Below are 16,752 nucleotides of genomic sequence, written 5' to 3'. Positions count from 1 at the left end.
GGGATCCCGCAACTGTCAGGCCGCCGCCGCGGCCGCCGCCGCCTCGGCCACGGCGATCAGCACGCCGAGGACGAAGATCTGAACGGGCAGGTCCAGGCCGGGCAGGTCGGCTTCCAGGTTGCCGGTCCAGCTGCTGGTCTTGCGAATCGTGCCGACCGGCATGCCGTTGTGCAGCATCTGCTGGTCGTTACGCCAGACCGAGGTCCGCTGGAAGTCGAACGTCCGCCCGCCGGCCGCGACGGTCCAGTTCTTCCGGTTCACCTTCGCGGCCTCGGCGACCACGGCACCGGAGCCGTCGGTCATCGTGTACTTCGTGCCCCAGCCGTTAGCGCGTACCGAAAAGGTCTGGTCTTGAAGGGTGAAGGAACCGCCGCTTCGCCACACGCTGGAGTCCCAGGTGGTCACCTGAGCTCCGTCGAGGAGCAGGGTGTATCGCGAGCGCCAGAAGCCCGTTCTCTCCGCCGTCAGCATGCCACCCACGATAGATAACCGTCACAAACCGCGTTCCCACGGCGGCGGTACGCGCACCGCGGTCATCCCGGCGGCGACAGCGGCTTGAACACCCAGCTCGGTGTCCTCGAAGGCGAGGCACCGGCCGGGATCGACGCCGAGCAGCGACGCCCCGAGCAGGTACGCGTCCGGAAACGGCTTGGGCCGCGCGTATTCTCCCGCGCAGACCAGCGTCTCGAACCGGTCGAGCAGCCCGAGCGCCTCCAGCGAAGCGGTGACGGCGAGCCGGGTGCTGCCGGAGACCACGCCGATCGGCAGCCGGCCGTACGCGTCCTCGATGTGCTCCAGCACGCCCGGTACGCCGGTGATGCCCGGCAGCCCGGCCCGGAACAGCTCTTCCTGCCGCTCGGCGACCTGATGAACCGGCATGCTCAGACCCTGATCGGCGTTGAGCGACGCCACGATGTCCGCGACCGGCCGCCCGCCCCACGCGTAGAACAGATCCTCCGGGAACACGCATCCCCACTCGGCGAGCGCCGCCTGCCAGGCGACATAGTGCGCCGGCATCGAGTCGGTGATCGTTCCGTCGCAGTCGAAGAGGTACGCCTGATAGTCGCCGTCCGGCACGGGTAGCAGCACCAGCGCAGGTTACGGCGGCGGCTCGCCGCCCGGGCCCGCACATGGCAGGTTGGTGACATGGACTACCGCCGCACCTACCGTTCCGCCGCGATCGCGTTCGCCGACCTGGTCTCCCGGATCCCGCCGGACCGCCTGGACGGTCCGGGCCTGGGCGAGTGGACGCTGCGGGACCTGCTCGGCCACACGGTCAGTTCGGCGTTGCGCCAGGTGCCCGAGGCTCTGGCCCAGCAGGCCCCGGCGCTGGTGGTCCCGGCCCCGGAGTTCTACTTCGCCACGGCCCGCCGCGCGCCGGCAACGGTGGTGGCGGCCGCCCACACAGCGTCAACCGCCGATGCCCGCGAGACCGGCAGAGCACTGGGCGAACGTCCGGCAGACGCGATCAGCGGCTTCGTGGGCCGGGCCACCGCAGCCCTGGCCCAAGCCGGCGACGATGATCTGATCGCGACAGCGGCAGGCGGCATGCGCGTAGCCGACTGGATCCCCACCCGCACCTTCGAGCTGGTCATCCACGCCTCCGACGCGTCCGAGGCTTCCGGCACGCCGATCACTTTCGACCACGACACCCTGTCCGAGACAGCAGCGCTCGCGGCCCGCACAGCGGTCACCGTGGGCGACGGCCCCGCGGTCCTCCGCGCCCTGACCGGCCGCTCACCGCTACCAACAAACTTCACCATCCTCTAAACCTTGGGTACGCCGAACGGCCTCCCCAACCGCATCAACCACCTCAAGTGCCACTCCGCCACCTGCGGCCCCTCCCCCCGGCGCCCACCACCGCCAGCCCCGCCGTCCCCTACCCCTCAAACCCCAGAGCGAACGTGTCGACTCAGAGCGCACACCGATCCGCGCCCGCTCTCCGGCAGCGCCCGCCAGCCTGTCCGGCCACAACAGCTCAGCGTCGCCACGCGAGCCGTCGCTCAGGTAGGTCATCGGCGCTGATGACCTACCTGAGCGACGGCTCACCCGAATCTCGGCAAGCCTGGCCCTCATAGGGCCGCAGCTTGCCAAGAGCGCTGACCCCCGGGCCGCATGAACGCCGGGCCGCATGAACGCCGGGCCGCATGAACGCGTCGGCAACCCGTCGCGCACAGATCTTGTGACCTTGTGGTTGCCGGCCCGGCACAACCTCACAAGATCAGCCCCGGGAAGCCTTGCGGGCCCGCAAGCCGTAGCTCAGCCACGGAAAGGACGGGCGGGCAGGCGGGCTAGCAGGTGGTGGTGGTTAGAAAGGGAACGGGCGGGGGGATTGGCGGGCTGTCAGCCACTGGGCTTCGGTGAACTCCTCCGCCGCGAAGCCGATGCCGAATCTGCCGGCTCCGCTGTCCTTCACCCCGCCGAAGGGCATCTGGGGTTCGTCGTTGACCGGCTGGTCGTTGATGTGGACTATGCCGGCCTGCAAGCGCCGCGCCAGGTCCAGCCCTCGATACGCGTCGCCGGTGATCACGCCCGCGGTCAGGCCGAAAGCTGAGGCGTTCGCCCTGCTCACCGCCTCGTCGGCCGAGGAGACCTCTTCGATCATGACGACCGGGCCGAAGGTCTCGTCGAAGGCCAGCTCCGCCGTGTCGGGCACCCCGGACAGGACGGTCGGCGGGAAGCAGCGGCCGGACGGCACGCCACCGGTCAGCAGCACGGCGCCGAGATCGACGGCCTCGGTGACGCGGCGGGTGAGCAGCGACAGCGCCCACTCGTTGATCACCGGTCCGATCACGGTGGCCGGGTCGGCGGGGTCTCCGGTCGGCAACGCGGCGGCCCGCGCGACGAACCGTGCGGTGAACTCGTCGCTGATCGCCCGGTCCACGATGATCCGGCGGGCGCACATGCAGGTCTGCCCGCTGTGCACGAACGCGCCGTACACCGCCGCGTCGACGGCGTAGTCCAGGTCGGCGTCGGCGAGCACCAGCAGCGGGTTGTGGCCGCCGAGCTGGAGGACGGCGCGTTTCAGGTGGCGGCCGGCGAGTTCGGCGAGGCGGCGGCCGGTGACGGTGGAGCCGGTGAAGCTGATCCGGCGTACCCGGGGGTCGGCGATCAGGGTCTCGGCGATCACGCCGGCCTCGCCGGGCGCGTGGGTGACCACGTTGAGCACGCCGGCGGGCAGGCCGGCCTCGGCGAGCAGTTCGGCCCAGAAGGCACCGCCGGTGTACGGCGCTTCCTCGGATGGCTTGAGCACCACGGTGTTGCCGACCGCGATCGGCGCGACGACGGCCCGGCCGGCGAGGACGAGGGACGCATTCCACGGGGCGATCGCGGCGACCACCCCGACCGGACGGCGCATCGCGAGCGCGCGGGTGCCGTCCAGGTCGGAGGGGATGATCTGCCCGGACGGCGCGTAGGCCAGCCCGGCCGCCTGCCGGAGCAGGTTGACGCAGAAGTCCAGCTGGATGTCGGCGAAGGTGACGCCGCAGCCGGTCTCCGAGGCCAGCAGGCGCCGCATCTCGGAACGCCGGGCATCCAAGATCGACGCGGCCCGCAGAAAGATCTCCTGGCGTACGCCGGGCAGACCGGCCGCCCAGGTGTCGAAGGCCGTCGCAGCGGCGGACACCGCCGCAACCGCGTCGTCGGCGTCGCCGGCCGCCACGGATGCGAAGACCCCGCCGGTCCACGGGTCGAGCTTCTCGAAGACGCGCCCGTTGACACTGGAGGTCCAGGTCCCACCGATGTGGTGCCGCACGGCACTGATCTCCTGGTCCATCGCGCTGCAGATGGTAGCCGACCGGCAACAGCCGGAGACTGCCGAAATGCGACAGGCCACGCGGCGGGAACAGGGCGGGAACAGGGGCGGCAGCAGGAGCGCGAGCAGCGCGGACGCGAGCGCAGCGTGTTTCACAGAGTCGAACGCGACGTTACGATGCGGCATGGCCGTCGATGAGGACAGCACCACGAGCAGCGGCTTCTCCCAGTCGCTCGAACGCGGGCTGGGAATCCTGTCGACGTTCACCGAGACGACGCCGGTGCTCGGCATCGCCGAGGTGTCCCGGGCCGTCGCGCTGAACAAGAGCACCACGTACCGGTACGTGGCGACGCTGGCCCGGCTCGGGTACCTGCAGCAGGACCCGGAGACGAAGAAGTACTCGCTCGGGCCGCGCGTCGTCGACCTCGGATTCGCCGCGATCAACGCCTTGGAGATCAACCGGGCGGCAGCGCCGTACCTGCAGGCGCTCGCCGACGAGACCGGGTACACGGTGAGCATGGCGGTGCTGGACGGCACCGACATCATCTACGTCGAGCGCCGGCGCAGCTGCCGGTCCAGCGGCGGGCTCGCGATGGCGCTGAACCTGCACGTCGGGTCGCGGCTGCCGGCGTACTGCACGTCGATGGGGAAGGTGCTGCTCGCGTACCAGGAGCCGGCCGTGCTGCGCGGGCTGCTGGACCGTACCGACTTCGCCCGGCGCGGGCCGAAGACGCTGACCAACCGGGAGCAGCTGACCGCGGCCCTGGCCCGGATCCGGCAGAGCGGCGTGGCGGTCAACGACGAGGAGCTGGCGGCCGGGCTGCGGTCGGTGGCGGCGCCGGTACGCGACCGGACCGGGCGGGTGGTCGCGGCGATCAACATCGCGGTGCACCTGACGGTCTGGTCGACCACGGCCGACGCGGTGGTGAGCCGGCTGGAGCGCCCGCTGCGGCACAGCGCCGCCGAGATCTCGAACCGCCTGGGGTACCGATAACCGGAACGGCGTTTCAGTGAGCCGAACACTCCGTTGATCTGCCGGAAACATGGGCATAGCGTCGGCGAACCCCAGCACGCAGAGAGGGCGGGCGCATGCTCCTCGACGAGAAGACCTGGACCGGCAACATCTTCATCGGCGGGGCCTGGCGGCCGGGCCGTGGCGACGGGTACGACGTCGTCGAACCCGCGACCGGCGCCGTGCTCGGCCGGATCGGGCAGGCCACCCCGGCCGACGTCGACGAGGCCGCCCGCGCCGCCGCCGAGGCGCAGCGGGCCTGGGCCGCCACCCCGCACACCGCAAGGGCCGCGGTGCTGCGCCGGGCCGGACAGCTCTGGGCCGAGCACGCCGAGGAGATCAGCGGCTGGAACGTCCGCGAGGTCGGCGCGATCCCGCCGATGGCCGGGTTCGCCCTGCACACCGCCGAGCAGGAGTGTTACGAGGCCGCCGCGCTGCCGTCCCGCCCGTACGGCGAACTGCTGCCCAGCGAGGAGCCGCGCCTGTCGATGGCCCGGCGGGTGCCGGCCGGCGTGGTGTCGGTGATCGCCCCGTTCAACGTGCCGATCATCCTGGCGATCCGCTCGGTCGCGCCGGCTCTGGCGCTCGGCAACGCGGTGATCCTCAAGCCGGATCCGCGTACCGCGGTCACCGGTGGGGTCACGCTGGCCCGGATCTTCGAGGAGGCCGGGCTGCCGCCGGGTGTCCTCCAGGTGCTGCCGGGCGGCGCCGCCGTCGGCGAGGCCCTGGTGGTCCACCACCTGGTCCGGGTCATCTCGTTCACCGGCTCGACCGCGGCCGGCCGCCGGGTCGGCGCGCTCGCCGGTGAGCACCTCAAGCGGGCCCACCTGGAGCTCGGCGGCAACTCGGCGCTGATCGTGCTGGACGACGCGGACGTCGAGGCGGCGGTGAACGCGGCGTCGTTCGGCTCCTGGTTCCATCAGGGCCAGATCTGCATGACGACCGGGCGGCACCTGGTGCACGAGCGGCTCTACGACGATTTCGTGGAGCGGCTCGCCGCGAAGGCGAACGCCCTGCCGGTCGGCGACCCGGCCCGGGAGACCGTCGTGCTCGGCCCGATCATCGACGCCGCCCAGCGCGACAAGATCCACAGTGTGGTGACCCGCTCGGCCGGTTACGGCGCCCGGATCGCGGCCGGCGGCACCTATCGTGATCTCTTCTACTCCCCCACCGTGCTCGCCGACGTCGCCGACGACACGCCCGCGTTCGTCGAGGAGATCTTCGGTCCGGTCGCGCCGGTGCTGCGGTTCTCCGACGAGGAGGAGGCGGTCCGGCTCGCCACCGCCAGCGAGTACGGTCTGTCACTGGGCATCATCACGCGCGACGTCATGAAGGGCCTCGCGCTCGCCGACCGGGTACCGTCCGGCATCGTGCACATCAATGATCAAACCGTCAGCGACGAGGCGAACAGTCCGTTCGGCGGGGTGGCGGCCTCCGGAACCGGTTCACGCTTCGGTGGCCCGGCCGCCAACGTCGAAGCGTTCACCGAGACCCGCTGGGTCACCGTGCGTGACAAGCCGCCGATCTACCCGTTCTGAGGAAACTTGTTTCCGCGTAGTTAAAGCGAAGGCAAGATGCTTGCATCGGATGCACGGTCATCAATAATGAGCGCCATGAATCGAGCCGAGGCGATGCCGGTTGCCGGATCCCGGAGCACGACCCCACCGCCGGAAACCAAGCCCCCTGACCCTCCGTCAGGCCGACTGCTTCCCCGGGTCCGGCCACCAGCGCCCGTACCGGCGCCGGCGGCCTCGGGAAGCCCACCGGTCAGACGCAGACCGGGCGCCACCCGACGGCTGGTCGGGTTGTGAGCCCACCCGCGCGGCAGCCGGTTCCCCATCCAGCTGACCGCGCCCCCACCGCCCTGACCATCCCCCGACCTGTTCACTTCCCCCGCCGAGTCAGGCCCACCCCCGCCCGGACTCGCCTGGAGCAGCACGGCCCGACCGGCGGCATCGCACCCTGCCGGCTCCGCCGCAGCCTCCTCACCAGCACCCGGCGACCCCGGAGCCGCCGCCGCAGACCCGGCGGCGAGCCGGTGAGCGCGCCCACTGCCACCCACCGAGCCGGCGGCGAGCCGACCGGCGCGCCCATTGGCCACCCTCCCGCCGGCGGCAAGTCTGCCGTGACGGCGCGAGCTTTCGCTGTCTGCGGGAGCCGTGTGCCCTCCGGGGGCGGACTGGCGCTTGCGGTTACGCGTACCAAAAAGGGGTTGATCTCTGAATCTCCCGGGATGGATGCGCCGCACCCGCCGCGCCCACCACCCTGGGCCGCGAGGCGGCTTGCCGGAAAGCGTTGTTGATCATGTGGGTTTCGGGGTAAGCGTTAGGGCACCGCAACGCAACCCGGAGGCGAATCGCATGGCTGACACGCCAGTCCTCACTCTCAACAACGGCATCACCATGCCGCAGATCGGCTACGGCGTCTTCCAGATCCCCGAGGCGGACACGGCCGCCGCGGTCACCAGCGCGCTGGAGGCGGGTTACCGCAGCATCGACACGGCGGCTGTCTACGGCAACGAGGCGGGTGTCGGCGCCGCTCTGCGCGACGCCGGGATCCCGCGCGACGAGCTGTTCATCACCACCAAGGTGTGGAACAGCGATCAGGGGTACGACGAGGCGCTGCGCGCGTTCGACGCGAGCCTGGCGCGGCTCGGGCTCGACCACCTGGATCTGTACCTGATCCACTGGCCGACGCCGAAGCACGAGAAGTACCTGGACACCTGGCGGGCGCTGGAGACGCTCTACGAGCAGAAGCGGGTACGCGCCATCGGCGTCTCCAACTTCTTCCCGGAACACCTGCGCGCCGTGGCGGATCTCGGCGGCACCGTTCCGGCGGTGAACCAGATCGAGGTGCATCCCGCGCTGCAGCAGCGTGCGGTGCAGGCGGCCGGCGCCGAGCTGGGTGTGGTCACCGAGGCGTGGAGCCCGCTCGCCCAGGCCGGCGTGCTCGACGACCCGCGGGTGACCTCGATCGCGGCGACGCACGACCGGTCGCCGGCCCAGGTGGTGCTGCGCTGGCACGTGCAGCAGGGCCGCGTGGTGATCCCGAAGTCGGTCACGCCGTCCCGGATCCGGGAGAACCTGGCGATCTTCGATTTCGAGCTGACCCCGGCCGAGATCGCCGAGATCGACGGCCTGGAGCGGGACGGGCGCACCGGTCCGCACCCGCAGCACTTCAACTAGCTGGCTCAGGAAACGTAAAGGAAGCACACAGGAAGCCGACTCATAGTTAAGGCACACACCCCGCAGTTGGAGGTTCGGCGATGCTTCTCGCTCTTGTCGGTCTGGTTCTGCTCGTGGTCCAGTTCTTGCTGATCGCCCGTGCGGTCCTCGACTGGAGCGTCGCCCTGGCGGGTCCGGCCATGCCCGGCTCGATCCGCTCCAAGGCGATGAGCGCGGTCTACACGGTGACCGAGCCGATCCTGGCCCCGGTCCGGCGGCTCATCCCGCCGCTGCGGGTCGGCGGTGTCTCGATCGACCTGTCGTTCATCCTGGTCTTCCTGGCGATCGGCATTCTCCGCGCGCTGATCTAGTTTCCTGACGTTTCTGGCCCGGACCGCCTCTGCGGTCCGGGCCATTCGTCATCGCACGATGGCGTCGACGAACTCCAGCGCGAGGGTGTCGAAGTACGTGCGGCCGCCCTCGTGGCCGTCCCACTCGTAGACCTCGATCCGCTTCTCGCCGGGGATCGCGTTGTACGCGCCGAACACCCCGGACGGCGGGCAGACGTCGTCCATCAGGCCGACCGACAGCAGCGCCGGCGCGGTGACCCGCCGGGCGAAGTGCACCGCGTCGACGTGGTCGAGCGTGTTCAGCGTCTTCTCCGCCAGGTGCGGGTTCGTCCGCAGGAACCGGACCACCTCGGCGTACGGGTTGATGTCGGTGACCGTGACGGCCCGGCGGATGTCGCAGAGGAACGGCACGGCCGACACCACCGCCGACACCAGGTCGGGCACCAGACCGGCGGTGGCGAGCGACAGTGCTCCGCCCTGGCTCTTGCCGGTCACGACGATCCGGGACGCGTCCACGCCGGGCAGTTCGGCCGCGGTCTCCACGGCACGCACCGCGTCGGTGATCAGCCGCCGGTAGTAGAACGACTCCGGCGCCTGCACGCCCCGGGTGAGGAAACCGGGTGACGACGGGCCGGCGCCGGACTCGTCCGGGTCGGGGGTGTCCCCGCCGCGCCAGCTGCCGCCCTGACCGCGGGTGTCCATGATCAGGTGGGCGAAACTGGCGCTGGCCCAGACGAGCCAGTCGATCGGCAGGCCGCGGCCGCCGCCGTAACCGATGAACTCGACGACGACCGGCAGCGGGCCGGTGCTGCCCGCCGGGCGGTTCAGCCAGGCTTTCACCGGCTGGCCGGCGTACCCGCTGAACGTCACGTCGTACGTGGTGATGCCGCGCAGCGGGGTGTCCACCTCGGCCACCTTGGGCGGGATGGCGGCGCGGCGGGCGGACGCGAGGGTGCCGGACCAGAAGGTATCGAAACCAGCCGGTTCGGGGTGAGAGGGACGGTACGTGCGCAATTCGTGGAGTGGAAAGTCAAACAGCGCCATGAGTGATCACGCTATGCCCTGCCGTGGTCACGTTCCAGAGCACGAGGCACCATATCAGCGTGTCGAAGGCCTCCCCCCATGTTCTGGAAGCGGTGCTCGAACGACTCACCTATGTGAACGAGGACACCGGATACACCGTGGCCCGGGTCGCCACCGGCCACGGATCGGACCTGCTCACCGTGGTCGGCGCGCTGCTCGGCGCACAGCCCGGCGAGAGCCTGCGGCTGAGCGGCTGGTGGTCCTCGCACCCGCAGTACGGGCGGCAGTTCGAGGTGATCTCGTACACGACCGTACTGCCGGCCACCATCCAGGGCATCCGGCGCTATCTGGGATCCGGGCTGGTCAAGGGTATCGGGCCGGTCTTCGCCGAGCGGATCGTGGACCACTTCGGACTGGAGACCCTGGAGATCATCGAGGAGTCGCCGGACCGGCTCATCGAGGTGGCCGGCCTCGGCCCGAAACGCACCAAGAAGATCACCTCGGCCTGGGCCGAGCAGAAGGCGATCAAGGAGGTGATGGTCTTCCTCCAAGGGGTCGGGGTGTCCACCTCGATCGCCGTGCGGATCTTCAAGAAGTACGGCGACGCGTCCATCGCGGTGGTGAAGAACTCGCCGTACAAGCTGGCGTCGGACGTGTGGGGCATCGGCTTCAAGACGGCGGACACGATCGCGCAGGCGGTCGGGATCCCGCACGATAGCCCGGAACGGGTGAAGGCGGGGTTGCAGTACACGCTGTCGCAGGCGACGGACAACGGGCACTGTTTCTTGCCGGCCGGCGCCTTGATGGAGGAGGCAGCGAAGATCCTCGATGTTCCCGGGTCTCTGCTCCCCGCGTGTCTCGCTGAACTCGTCGAGGAGGAGGGCGTCGTCCGGGAGGACGATGAGATCTACCTGGTGCCCTTCCACCGGGCCGAGCAGTCGCTGGCCTCATCGCTTTTAAGGCTTTTATCCGATAAATCGGATAAGTTGCCGTCGTTTACCGGCGTCGACTGGACCAAAGCCCTCGCCTGGCTGCACAAACGCACCGGCACCGACCTCGCCACCGAGCAGGAACAGGCCGTCCGGCTCGCCCTCACCTCCAAGGTCGCGGTGCTCACCGGCGGACCCGGCTGCGGCAAGAGCTTCACGGTCCGCTCGATCGTCGAGCTCGCCGCCGCGAAACAGGCCAAGATCGTGCTGGTCGCGCCGACCGGCCGGGCCGCGAAACGCCTCGCCGAGCTGACCGGCCACCCCGCCGCCACCGTGCACCGGCTGCTCAAGCTCCAGCCGGGCGGCGAGGCGACGTACGACCGGGACAACCCCCTCGACGCCGACCTGATCGTCGTCGACGAAGCCAGCATGCTCGACCTGATCCTGGCGAACAAGCTGGTCAAGGCGGTCCCGCCGGGCGCGCACCTGCTGCTCGTCGGCGACGTCGACCAGCTGCCCTCGGTCGGCGCCGGCGAGGTGCTGCGCGACCTGCTCGCCGCCGACGCGATCCCCCGGGTGCGGCTCACCCAGATCTTCCGGCAGGCCGCGCAGAGCGGCGTCGTCACCAACGCGCACCGGATCAACCAGGGCCGGCCGCCGGTCTTCGACGGGATGCGCGACTTCTTCCTCTTCCCCTGCGACGACACCGAGGAGGCCGCGGCGCTCACCGTCGACGTGGTCTGCAACCGGATCGGCCGCAAGTTCGGCCTCGACCCGCGCCGCGACGTGCAGGTCCTCGCCCCGATGCACCGCGGCCCGGCCGGCGCCGGCGCACTCAACGGCCTGCTCCAGCAGCACCTCACCCCGGGCCGCGAGGGCCTGCCGGAAAAGCGGGTCGGCGGCCGGGTCTTCCGGGTTGGCGACAAGGTCACCCAGATCCGGAACAACTACGACAAGGGCGCGGCAGGCATCTTCAACGGCACCGTCGGCGTCGTCACCGGGCTTTCGCCCGAAGAGCAGACCCTGACGGTACGCACGGACGAGGACGAAGTCATCGAGTACGACTTCGACGAGTTGGACGAGCTGGCCCACGCGTACGCCATCACGATCCACCGTTCGCAGGGGTCGGAGTACCCGGCCGTGGTGATCCCGCTGACCACCAGCGCCTGGATGATGCTGCAGCGGAACCTGCTCTACACCGCGATCACCCGGGCCAAGAAGCTGGTCGTGCTGGTCGGCTCGCGCCGGGCCCTGGCCGCCGCGGTCCGCACGGTCAGCGCCGGCCGCCGGCACACCGCGCTGACCCGGCGGCTCGGCGGATAGCACACTTTTCTCGTTCGCATGCGGGAATCCGGGATATCAGGTGCTAATGGTCGCCTTTACCGGACTTCCGTTCGACTGTTTCCCGGCCTGGCCATGCGGTTCCGCGAAATCACTATGGTGAGAAATGGGAACAATTGAAGAATCCTTCTCGGCGAACAATTCTCCGGTTTCGCCTAATGGATTCCTTACGAACGGAGTAATTCTCATGTTGCGTACGCTCACCGCGGGGGCGGCGATGTTCGGCGCACTGGCCATGGCCGCGCCGGTCCAGGCAGCGCCGGCGGGCAACCCGACACCCGACGAGATGATGATCATCGACGTGGTCAAGGCCAACGGCTCGGGCTGCCCGGACGGCACAGCGGCCATCACGGTGTCGAAGGACAACAAGGCCTTCACCGTCTCGTACTCCGAGTACACCGCGCAGGTCGGCCCGGAGGCCTCGGCTCTGGACTTCCGGAAGAACTGTCAGCTCGCGCTCGACATCAAGGTGCCGAACGGATTCACGTTCGCGGTCGCGACAGCCGACTACCGCGGTTACGCCAACCTGCAGAAGGGTGCCTGGGCCGAGCAGAACGCCGGTTACTACTTCCAGGGATATTCGCAGACGACGCGTACCCGGCACCCTTTCAAGGGCCCGATGGACGGCAACTGGCAGCGCACCGACGAGGTGGGAATCGCCTCGCTGAACTTCCTGAACTGTGGTGACCGCCGGTTCCTCAACATCAACACCGAATTGCGCGTGAACCGTGGCACGTCGGACTCGAAGAAGCTCACCAGCTTCATCTCGATGGACTCCACCGACGCGTCGCTGAACACCGTCTACCGCGTCCAGTGGAAGAAGTGCGGAAAGTAGTCTCTTGGTCAGTTCCGGCCGTCTGAGCTGTCGTCGGCGAACGCGGCCCAGCGGTTCTCCTCCGGCGGACGCCGTCCCCCACCCTCGGCGGGGGCGGCATCGCCGGCGGCCGCGGGTTGAGCCGCGGGTTGAGCCGCGCGGGCCGACAGCAGCGCAGCCAGCGCCGTGGTGATCGGCACCGCGGCGACCAGGCCGATCGTGCCGACCGCGCTGCGGACCAGCTCCTGCGAGATCAGCTGCGAGGTGAGCAGCTCGCTCACCGGTGTGTTGCCGGCCGCGAACAGCAGCATCAGCGGCAGCGACGCCCCGGCGTACGCCAGCACGATCGTGTTGATCACCGAGGCGATGTGCGCGCGGCCGATCCGGGTCGCGGCGCCGTAGAGCTGCCGGAAGCCGTACCGCGGGTTGGCGACGGCCAGCTCGGCGACGGTGGCGGACTGGGTGACGGTGACGTCGTCGAGCACACCGAGCGAGCCGATCACGATGCCGGCCAGCAGCAGTCCCTGCATGTTGACGTCGCCCTGGGTGATCGTCAGATAGTTCGACGTCTCGTCGGCCACCCCGGTCAGGTGCACGGCGGCCGTCGCGGCCGCGGCCAGCACCGCGGTGATCGCGAGGCTGGCCAGGGTGCCGGCCACCGCGATCGTGGTGGTCATCGAGAAGCCGTGCGTCAGGTACAGCACGATCAGCATGATCGCGGCGGCGCCGACGACCGCCACCGCGACCGGCGAACGGCCGTCCAGGATGGCCGGCACGATGAAGAAGAGCAGGATCGCGAAGGTGACGGCGAGCCCGCCGAGCGCGGTCAGCCCACGCCACCGGCCGAACGCGACGACCGCGAGGGCGAACGCCGCACCGAGCAGCCACAGCTGGGTCGACCGTTGATGGTCGGTGATCGAGTATTCGCGGGCGCCGTCCTCACCCTCCAGGACCATCAGCGTCACGTCGTCGCCCGGACCCACCTCGGGCGCGCCCGGGCCACCGGGGATCTCGGTGGTCACACTCGTGCCGTCGTCGAGCGTGACGGTGACGGTCCCGCAGCCGGTCAGCGGGGTCTCGCCCTCGGGCACCTCCGGGCAGGCCTCCGGTGTGACCGCGACGATCCGGCCGAACGCCCGCTCCGGCCCGACGCCCTCGGTGGACTGCGGGGCGTCCCGCGGCCAGAGCAGCAGCATCCCGAGGGCGGTGACCAGGACGGCGGGCACCAGCAGCCACAGGGTGATCCGGCGGGCACGGGCCGACATCGGCTGTGCCGGGCCGGCGGTGTGGTGATGGTGGTCGTGGCCGGCCTGGTTCATCTCACTCCTCGTCACGGGTCGGCAGTGCTCCCGCCGAACCGTACCCAAGGAGCTTTTCTCAGCTGCGGGTGTTCCCCTTCTCGGTGGAGTGGGTCTTCCGTGCCCGGTCGGTGGGCGTGCGGCCGAAGACCAGCCAGAAATCGGTGATGGCGAGGCTCAGCACGGGACGCCGCCCGGCGAGATATCCGATCGGGCCCTCCGGCTCGATCTGCCAGGCCGCGGAGGTCGTCCGCACGCCGCCCCGGCCTCGCACCGGTGTGCGCCGGACCGTCTCGCCCACCGCTTGGGCGACAGTGAGTGCCAGCGGGAAACGGCCCGGAAGCCGCCCTTTGAGCTGGACCAGCGCCGAGCCGATGCGCCGGCCGGCGGCCAGGCCGGCGGGCGGCAGGGTCGCCACCGCGTCGACAAGCGGCTCGTTCTCCGCGTCGATCTGGAACTCGGCCATCTCTTTCGGGATGCCCCAGAGACGCCGGCCGCCCTCGCGGGAGGCGAGGCTGTCCACCCAGATGTCGGTGATGCTGACCCGGGGACGGCCGCGCTCGTGCACCAGCACGGCGCTGAGCAGTTCCTGGTAGTGCAGGACGCCGCCGGGTTCGTAGCGAACCCAGGCGGCGCCGACCGCGACCCGGCCGCCGACCGTGATCGGCCGGACCGCGGTGTCGAGGACCGGGGGAAGCTGCGGCAGCCTGCCCCGAGGAACGAGGAAGACCGAGAGATACATCTGGCCGCGCAGATGCCAGGGCTCGGGCGGGTACATGGCCTCTACATTGACAGCTGTCGGTCAGTAGCGGAAGCGGGAAACCACCTGCTGAAGCTGGGCCGCCGTGATGTTCAGGGCGTCGGCGGCGGTCCGCGTCTCACCGACCGTGTCGGTGGTCCGGCGGGTCGCGTCGGAGACCGTCGTGATCGTCGCCGCGATGTCGCCGGCGCTGCTGGCCGCTTCGGACAGCGTCCGGTTCATCTCCTGGGTGGTGGCCGTCTGCTCCTCGACCGCCGAGGCGATGGTCAGCTGAAGGCCGTTGATCCGCTCGATGATCGTCGAGATCTCGGCGATCGCGGTGACCGCGCCGCTGGTGTCGGCCTGGATGGCCTGGACGCGCCCGGAGATGTCCTCGGTGGCCTTCGCGGTCTCCTGGGCCAGGTCCTTCACCTCGCCGGCGACGACCGCGAAGCCCTTGCCCACCTCACCGGCCCGGGCCGCCTCGATGGTGGCGTTCAGGGCGAGCAGGTTGGTCTGCTCCGCGATGCTGGTGATCACCTTGACCACGGTGGCGATCTCCTCGGAGCTCTCGCCGAGCCGGGCCACGATCGCGTTCGTCGCCGAGGCCACGTTGACGGCCTGCGCGGCGACCTCGGTGGCCTCGGTCGTCGAGACGCTGATGTCGCGGATCGCCGAGCCCATCTCCTGGGAGCCGGCCGAGACGATCTGCAGGTTGCCGGAGACCACGTCGGCCGCCGAGGCGACCGTGCCGGCCTGCGAGGACGCCTGCTGCGCGGCGGCGTCCACCGCGATCGAGACCGAGCTGAGCTGGCCGGCGGCGCTCTGGATGGTGTCGGCGTTGCGGGCCACCTGGACCACGTCCTCCCGCAGCCGGCCGATCCCCTTGTCCAGGGCGGCGGCCATCCGGCCGATCTCGTCCTGGGTGGTCACCCCGGAGGTGCGGGTCAGGTCGCCCTCGGCGAGGCCTTCGGCGATGTGCGAGACACCGTGCACGGTCTCACCGACCCGGGCCGCGACCCGGAACCCGATCAGCAGGCTGAGCAGCACGCCCGCCACGAGCAGGCCGGCGATCAGGTACGCGGCGTTGCGCCCGGACTTCTCGGCGGCGGTGATCTGGGCCTCGGCCAGCGCCGTCGCCTGGTCCTGGAGCGCCACTTGGTCCTCGCCGAGGGCGTCGTGCAGGGTGGTGTACTCCTGCAGGGCCGCGGTCAGCTCGGACGCCGAAGCCGCGGAACGGTCGGTGCCGACGAACTCGACGAACGCGTCCCAGTCCGTGTTCGCCTTGGCCACCGTGTCGTCGCCGGGCAGAGCGGCGTCCAGGGAGTCCAGGGCGCCCTCGACGCTCGTCTTGTTCGCTTCCATGCCGGCGAGGAGCTGCTCGGCGATGTTCGGGTACAGCTGCACCGCGGACACACCGCCGACGTACGCCTCGATGTTCTTGCTGAACGTGCCGACCGCGCCCGCGATCTTGATCGATTGTCGCTGCGCGGTGGCCGCGTCCTGGTTCAGCTCGTACACGGTCTTGATGGCCACCCCGCCGACGATCAGACCGCTGACGGTCGCGACCATCGCGGCAGCACCGATCTTCGTACGCAGGGACCGGTTGTCGAACAACCCGCCGATACCCATCAGAACCTCCTAGAGCCTCCGATCATTCTCGGTACGCCGAAGGCCCTGATGGGGTGAACTCTGCGGATTTGCCCACTGAGAACCTATTTTGCGGTAATGGCGGTCAGCGCTCGGAAGATCAGCGCCGTCGACGTCGCCCCCGGGTCCTGATGTCCGACACTTCGCTCGCCCAGATAGGACGCCCGCCCCTTCCGCGCCCGCAGTCCGGCGGTGGCCCGGGCGCCCTCCTCGGCCGCCCGCGCCGCCTCCTCGGCCGCCGCCGCGAGGTCGTCACCCTTGAAGGCGTCCACGGCCGGCTGGTACGCGTCCACCAGTGTCGCGTCCCCCGGTTCCGCCCCGCCGAGTTTCCGGACCGCGTCCAGCCCGGCCCGCAGCCCGGCGGCCAGCTCCGGCACGGTGACCGACGGGCCGGCCGGCAGCGCCTTGCCCAGTGCTCGGAACGCGCTGCCGTACAGCGGACCGGACGCACCGCCCACCTTGGAGATCAGCGTGGTGCCGGCCTTCACGAAGACGTCGCCGACACTGTCGAACGTGCCGGCGTCCAGCGCCGCGATCACGGCGGTGAAGCCTCGGTTCATGTTCACCCCGTGGTCGCCGTCCCCGATCGCCGCGTCGAGCCGGGTGAGTTCGCCGGCCGAGGCCGCGACGGAGTCCGCCGCGGCCCGCAGCCACGCGATGGCGAGATCCACCTCCACG

General features: G+C 70.3%; 15 protein-coding genes. 7 read left to right on the top strand and 8 right to left on the bottom strand.

What is annotated here, in order from left to right; genetic code table 11:
- Positions 1-15 precede the first annotated feature (15 nt).
- On the bottom strand, positions 16-471 hold the full coding sequence (locus tag B0I29_RS05050; RefSeq protein WP_111647655.1) for a hypothetical protein: 456 nt from the start codon (positions 469-471) through the stop codon (positions 16-18).
- 21 nt (positions 472-492) lie between these two features.
- Positions 493-1,089, bottom strand: coding sequence for an HAD family hydrolase (locus B0I29_RS05045; RefSeq protein WP_111647654.1), 597 nt, complete (start codon positions 1,087-1,089; stop codon positions 493-495).
- A 57-nt stretch (positions 1,090-1,146) separates the two neighbouring features.
- On the opposite strand from B0I29_RS05045, the gene B0I29_RS05040 reads away from it, so the two are divergent.
- Entirely contained in the window at positions 1,147-1,770 is a 624-nt protein-coding gene (locus B0I29_RS05040) for a maleylpyruvate isomerase N-terminal domain-containing protein (protein WP_111647653.1), read from the top strand.
- 538 nt (positions 1,771-2,308) lie between these two features.
- On the opposite strand, the gene B0I29_RS05035 is transcribed toward B0I29_RS05040, so the two are convergent.
- Entirely contained in the window at positions 2,309-3,775 is a 1,467-nt protein-coding gene (locus tag B0I29_RS05035) for an aldehyde dehydrogenase family protein (protein ID WP_111647652.1), read from the bottom strand.
- Between the two features lie 163 nt (positions 3,776-3,938).
- Here B0I29_RS05035 and B0I29_RS05030 point away from each other — a divergent pair, with 163 nt between their 5' ends.
- From B0I29_RS05030 to B0I29_RS05015, 4 genes are all read left to right on the top strand, one after another.
- Entirely contained in the window at positions 3,939-4,748 is an 810-nt protein-coding gene (locus B0I29_RS05030) for an IclR family transcriptional regulator (protein WP_111647651.1), read from the top strand.
- Between the two features lie 95 nt (positions 4,749-4,843).
- On the top strand, positions 4,844-6,304 hold the full coding sequence (locus B0I29_RS05025) for a benzaldehyde dehydrogenase (protein ID WP_111647650.1): 1,461 nt from the start codon (positions 4,844-4,846) through the stop codon (positions 6,302-6,304).
- An 822-nt stretch (positions 6,305-7,126) separates the two neighbouring features.
- Positions 7,127-7,951: an aldo/keto reductase gene (locus tag B0I29_RS05020; protein ID WP_111647649.1), complete on the top strand. Its 825-nt coding sequence runs from the start codon at positions 7,127-7,129 to the stop codon at positions 7,949-7,951.
- 80 nt (positions 7,952-8,031) lie between these two features.
- Positions 8,032-8,301: a YggT family protein gene (locus tag B0I29_RS05015; RefSeq protein WP_111647648.1), complete on the top strand. Its 270-nt coding sequence runs from the start codon at positions 8,032-8,034 to the stop codon at positions 8,299-8,301.
- A gap of 48 nt (positions 8,302-8,349) precedes the next feature.
- On the opposite strand, the gene B0I29_RS05010 is transcribed toward B0I29_RS05015, so the two are convergent.
- Positions 8,350-9,324, bottom strand: a complete 975-nt coding sequence (locus B0I29_RS05010) for an acetylxylan esterase (RefSeq protein ID WP_111647647.1) — start codon at positions 9,322-9,324, stop codon at positions 8,350-8,352.
- Between the two features lie 59 nt (positions 9,325-9,383).
- On the opposite strand from B0I29_RS05010, the gene recD2 reads away from it, so the two are divergent.
- Entirely contained in the window at positions 9,384-11,555 is a 2,172-nt protein-coding gene (gene recD2 / locus B0I29_RS05005; RefSeq protein ID WP_245972238.1) for an SF1B family DNA helicase RecD2, read from the top strand.
- A gap of 205 nt (positions 11,556-11,760) precedes the next feature.
- The gene (locus B0I29_RS05000; RefSeq protein WP_181557695.1) at positions 11,761-12,408 is read left to right on the top strand and encodes a DUF4360 domain-containing protein; all 648 of its coding nucleotides are present in this window, start codon (positions 11,761-11,763) and stop codon (positions 12,406-12,408) included.
- Between the two features lie 8 nt (positions 12,409-12,416).
- On the opposite strand, the gene B0I29_RS04995 is transcribed toward B0I29_RS05000, so the two are convergent.
- From B0I29_RS04995 to dhaL, 4 genes are all read right to left on the bottom strand, one after another.
- Entirely contained in the window at positions 12,417-13,706 is a 1,290-nt protein-coding gene (locus B0I29_RS04995) for a YibE/F family protein (protein WP_111647646.1), read from the bottom strand.
- A 58-nt stretch (positions 13,707-13,764) separates the two neighbouring features.
- Positions 13,765-14,463 carry an acetoacetate decarboxylase family protein gene (locus B0I29_RS04990; protein WP_111647645.1) on the bottom strand — a complete coding sequence of 233 codons (699 nt, stop codon included), beginning with the start codon at positions 14,461-14,463 and terminating at the stop codon, positions 13,765-13,767.
- Between the two features lie 24 nt (positions 14,464-14,487).
- The gene (locus B0I29_RS04985; RefSeq protein ID WP_111647644.1) at positions 14,488-16,056 is read right to left on the bottom strand and encodes a methyl-accepting chemotaxis protein; all 1,569 of its coding nucleotides are present in this window, start codon (positions 16,054-16,056) and stop codon (positions 14,488-14,490) included.
- Between the two features lie 83 nt (positions 16,057-16,139).
- The gene (gene dhaL / locus B0I29_RS04980) at positions 16,140-16,751 is read right to left on the bottom strand and encodes a dihydroxyacetone kinase subunit DhaL (RefSeq protein ID WP_111647643.1); all 612 of its coding nucleotides are present in this window, start codon (positions 16,749-16,751) and stop codon (positions 16,140-16,142) included.
- Position 16,752: the final 1 nt, after the last annotated feature.

The sequence above is a fragment of the Actinoplanes lutulentus genome (genome assembly GCF_003259845.1).
Lineage (GTDB): Bacteria > Actinomycetota > Actinomycetes > Mycobacteriales > Micromonosporaceae > Actinoplanes > Actinoplanes lutulentus.
This window is presented reverse-complemented; position numbering and strand designations above follow the sequence as displayed.

Coding starts and splice junctions, on each gene's coding strand:
- B0I29_RS05050 (WP_111647655.1), bottom strand. CDS start 471: ATGCTGACGGCGGAGAGAACGGGCTTCTGGCGCTCGCGATACACCCTG.
- B0I29_RS05040 (WP_111647653.1), top strand. CDS start 1,147: ATGGACTACCGCCGCACCTACCGTTCCGCCGCGATCGCGTTCGCCGAC.
- B0I29_RS05035 (WP_111647652.1), bottom strand. CDS start 3,775: ATGGACCAGGAGATCAGTGCCGTGCGGCACCACATCGGTGGGACCTGG.
- B0I29_RS05030 (WP_111647651.1), top strand. CDS start 3,939: ATGGCCGTCGATGAGGACAGCACCACGAGCAGCGGCTTCTCCCAGTCG.
- B0I29_RS05025 (WP_111647650.1), top strand. CDS start 4,844: ATGCTCCTCGACGAGAAGACCTGGACCGGCAACATCTTCATCGGCGGG.
- B0I29_RS05020 (WP_111647649.1), top strand. CDS start 7,127: ATGGCTGACACGCCAGTCCTCACTCTCAACAACGGCATCACCATGCCG.
- B0I29_RS05015 (WP_111647648.1), top strand. CDS start 8,032: ATGCTTCTCGCTCTTGTCGGTCTGGTTCTGCTCGTGGTCCAGTTCTTG.
- B0I29_RS05010 (WP_111647647.1), bottom strand. CDS start 9,324: ATGGCGCTGTTTGACTTTCCACTCCACGAATTGCGCACGTACCGTCCC.
- B0I29_RS05000 (WP_181557695.1), top strand. CDS start 11,761: ATGTTGCGTACGCTCACCGCGGGGGCGGCGATGTTCGGCGCACTGGCC.
- B0I29_RS04995 (WP_111647646.1), bottom strand. CDS start 13,706: ATGAACCAGGCCGGCCACGACCACCATCACCACACCGCCGGCCCGGCA.
- B0I29_RS04990 (WP_111647645.1), bottom strand. CDS start 14,463: ATGTACCCGCCCGAGCCCTGGCATCTGCGCGGCCAGATGTATCTCTCG.
- B0I29_RS04985 (WP_111647644.1), bottom strand. CDS start 16,056: ATGGGTATCGGCGGGTTGTTCGACAACCGGTCCCTGCGTACGAAGATC.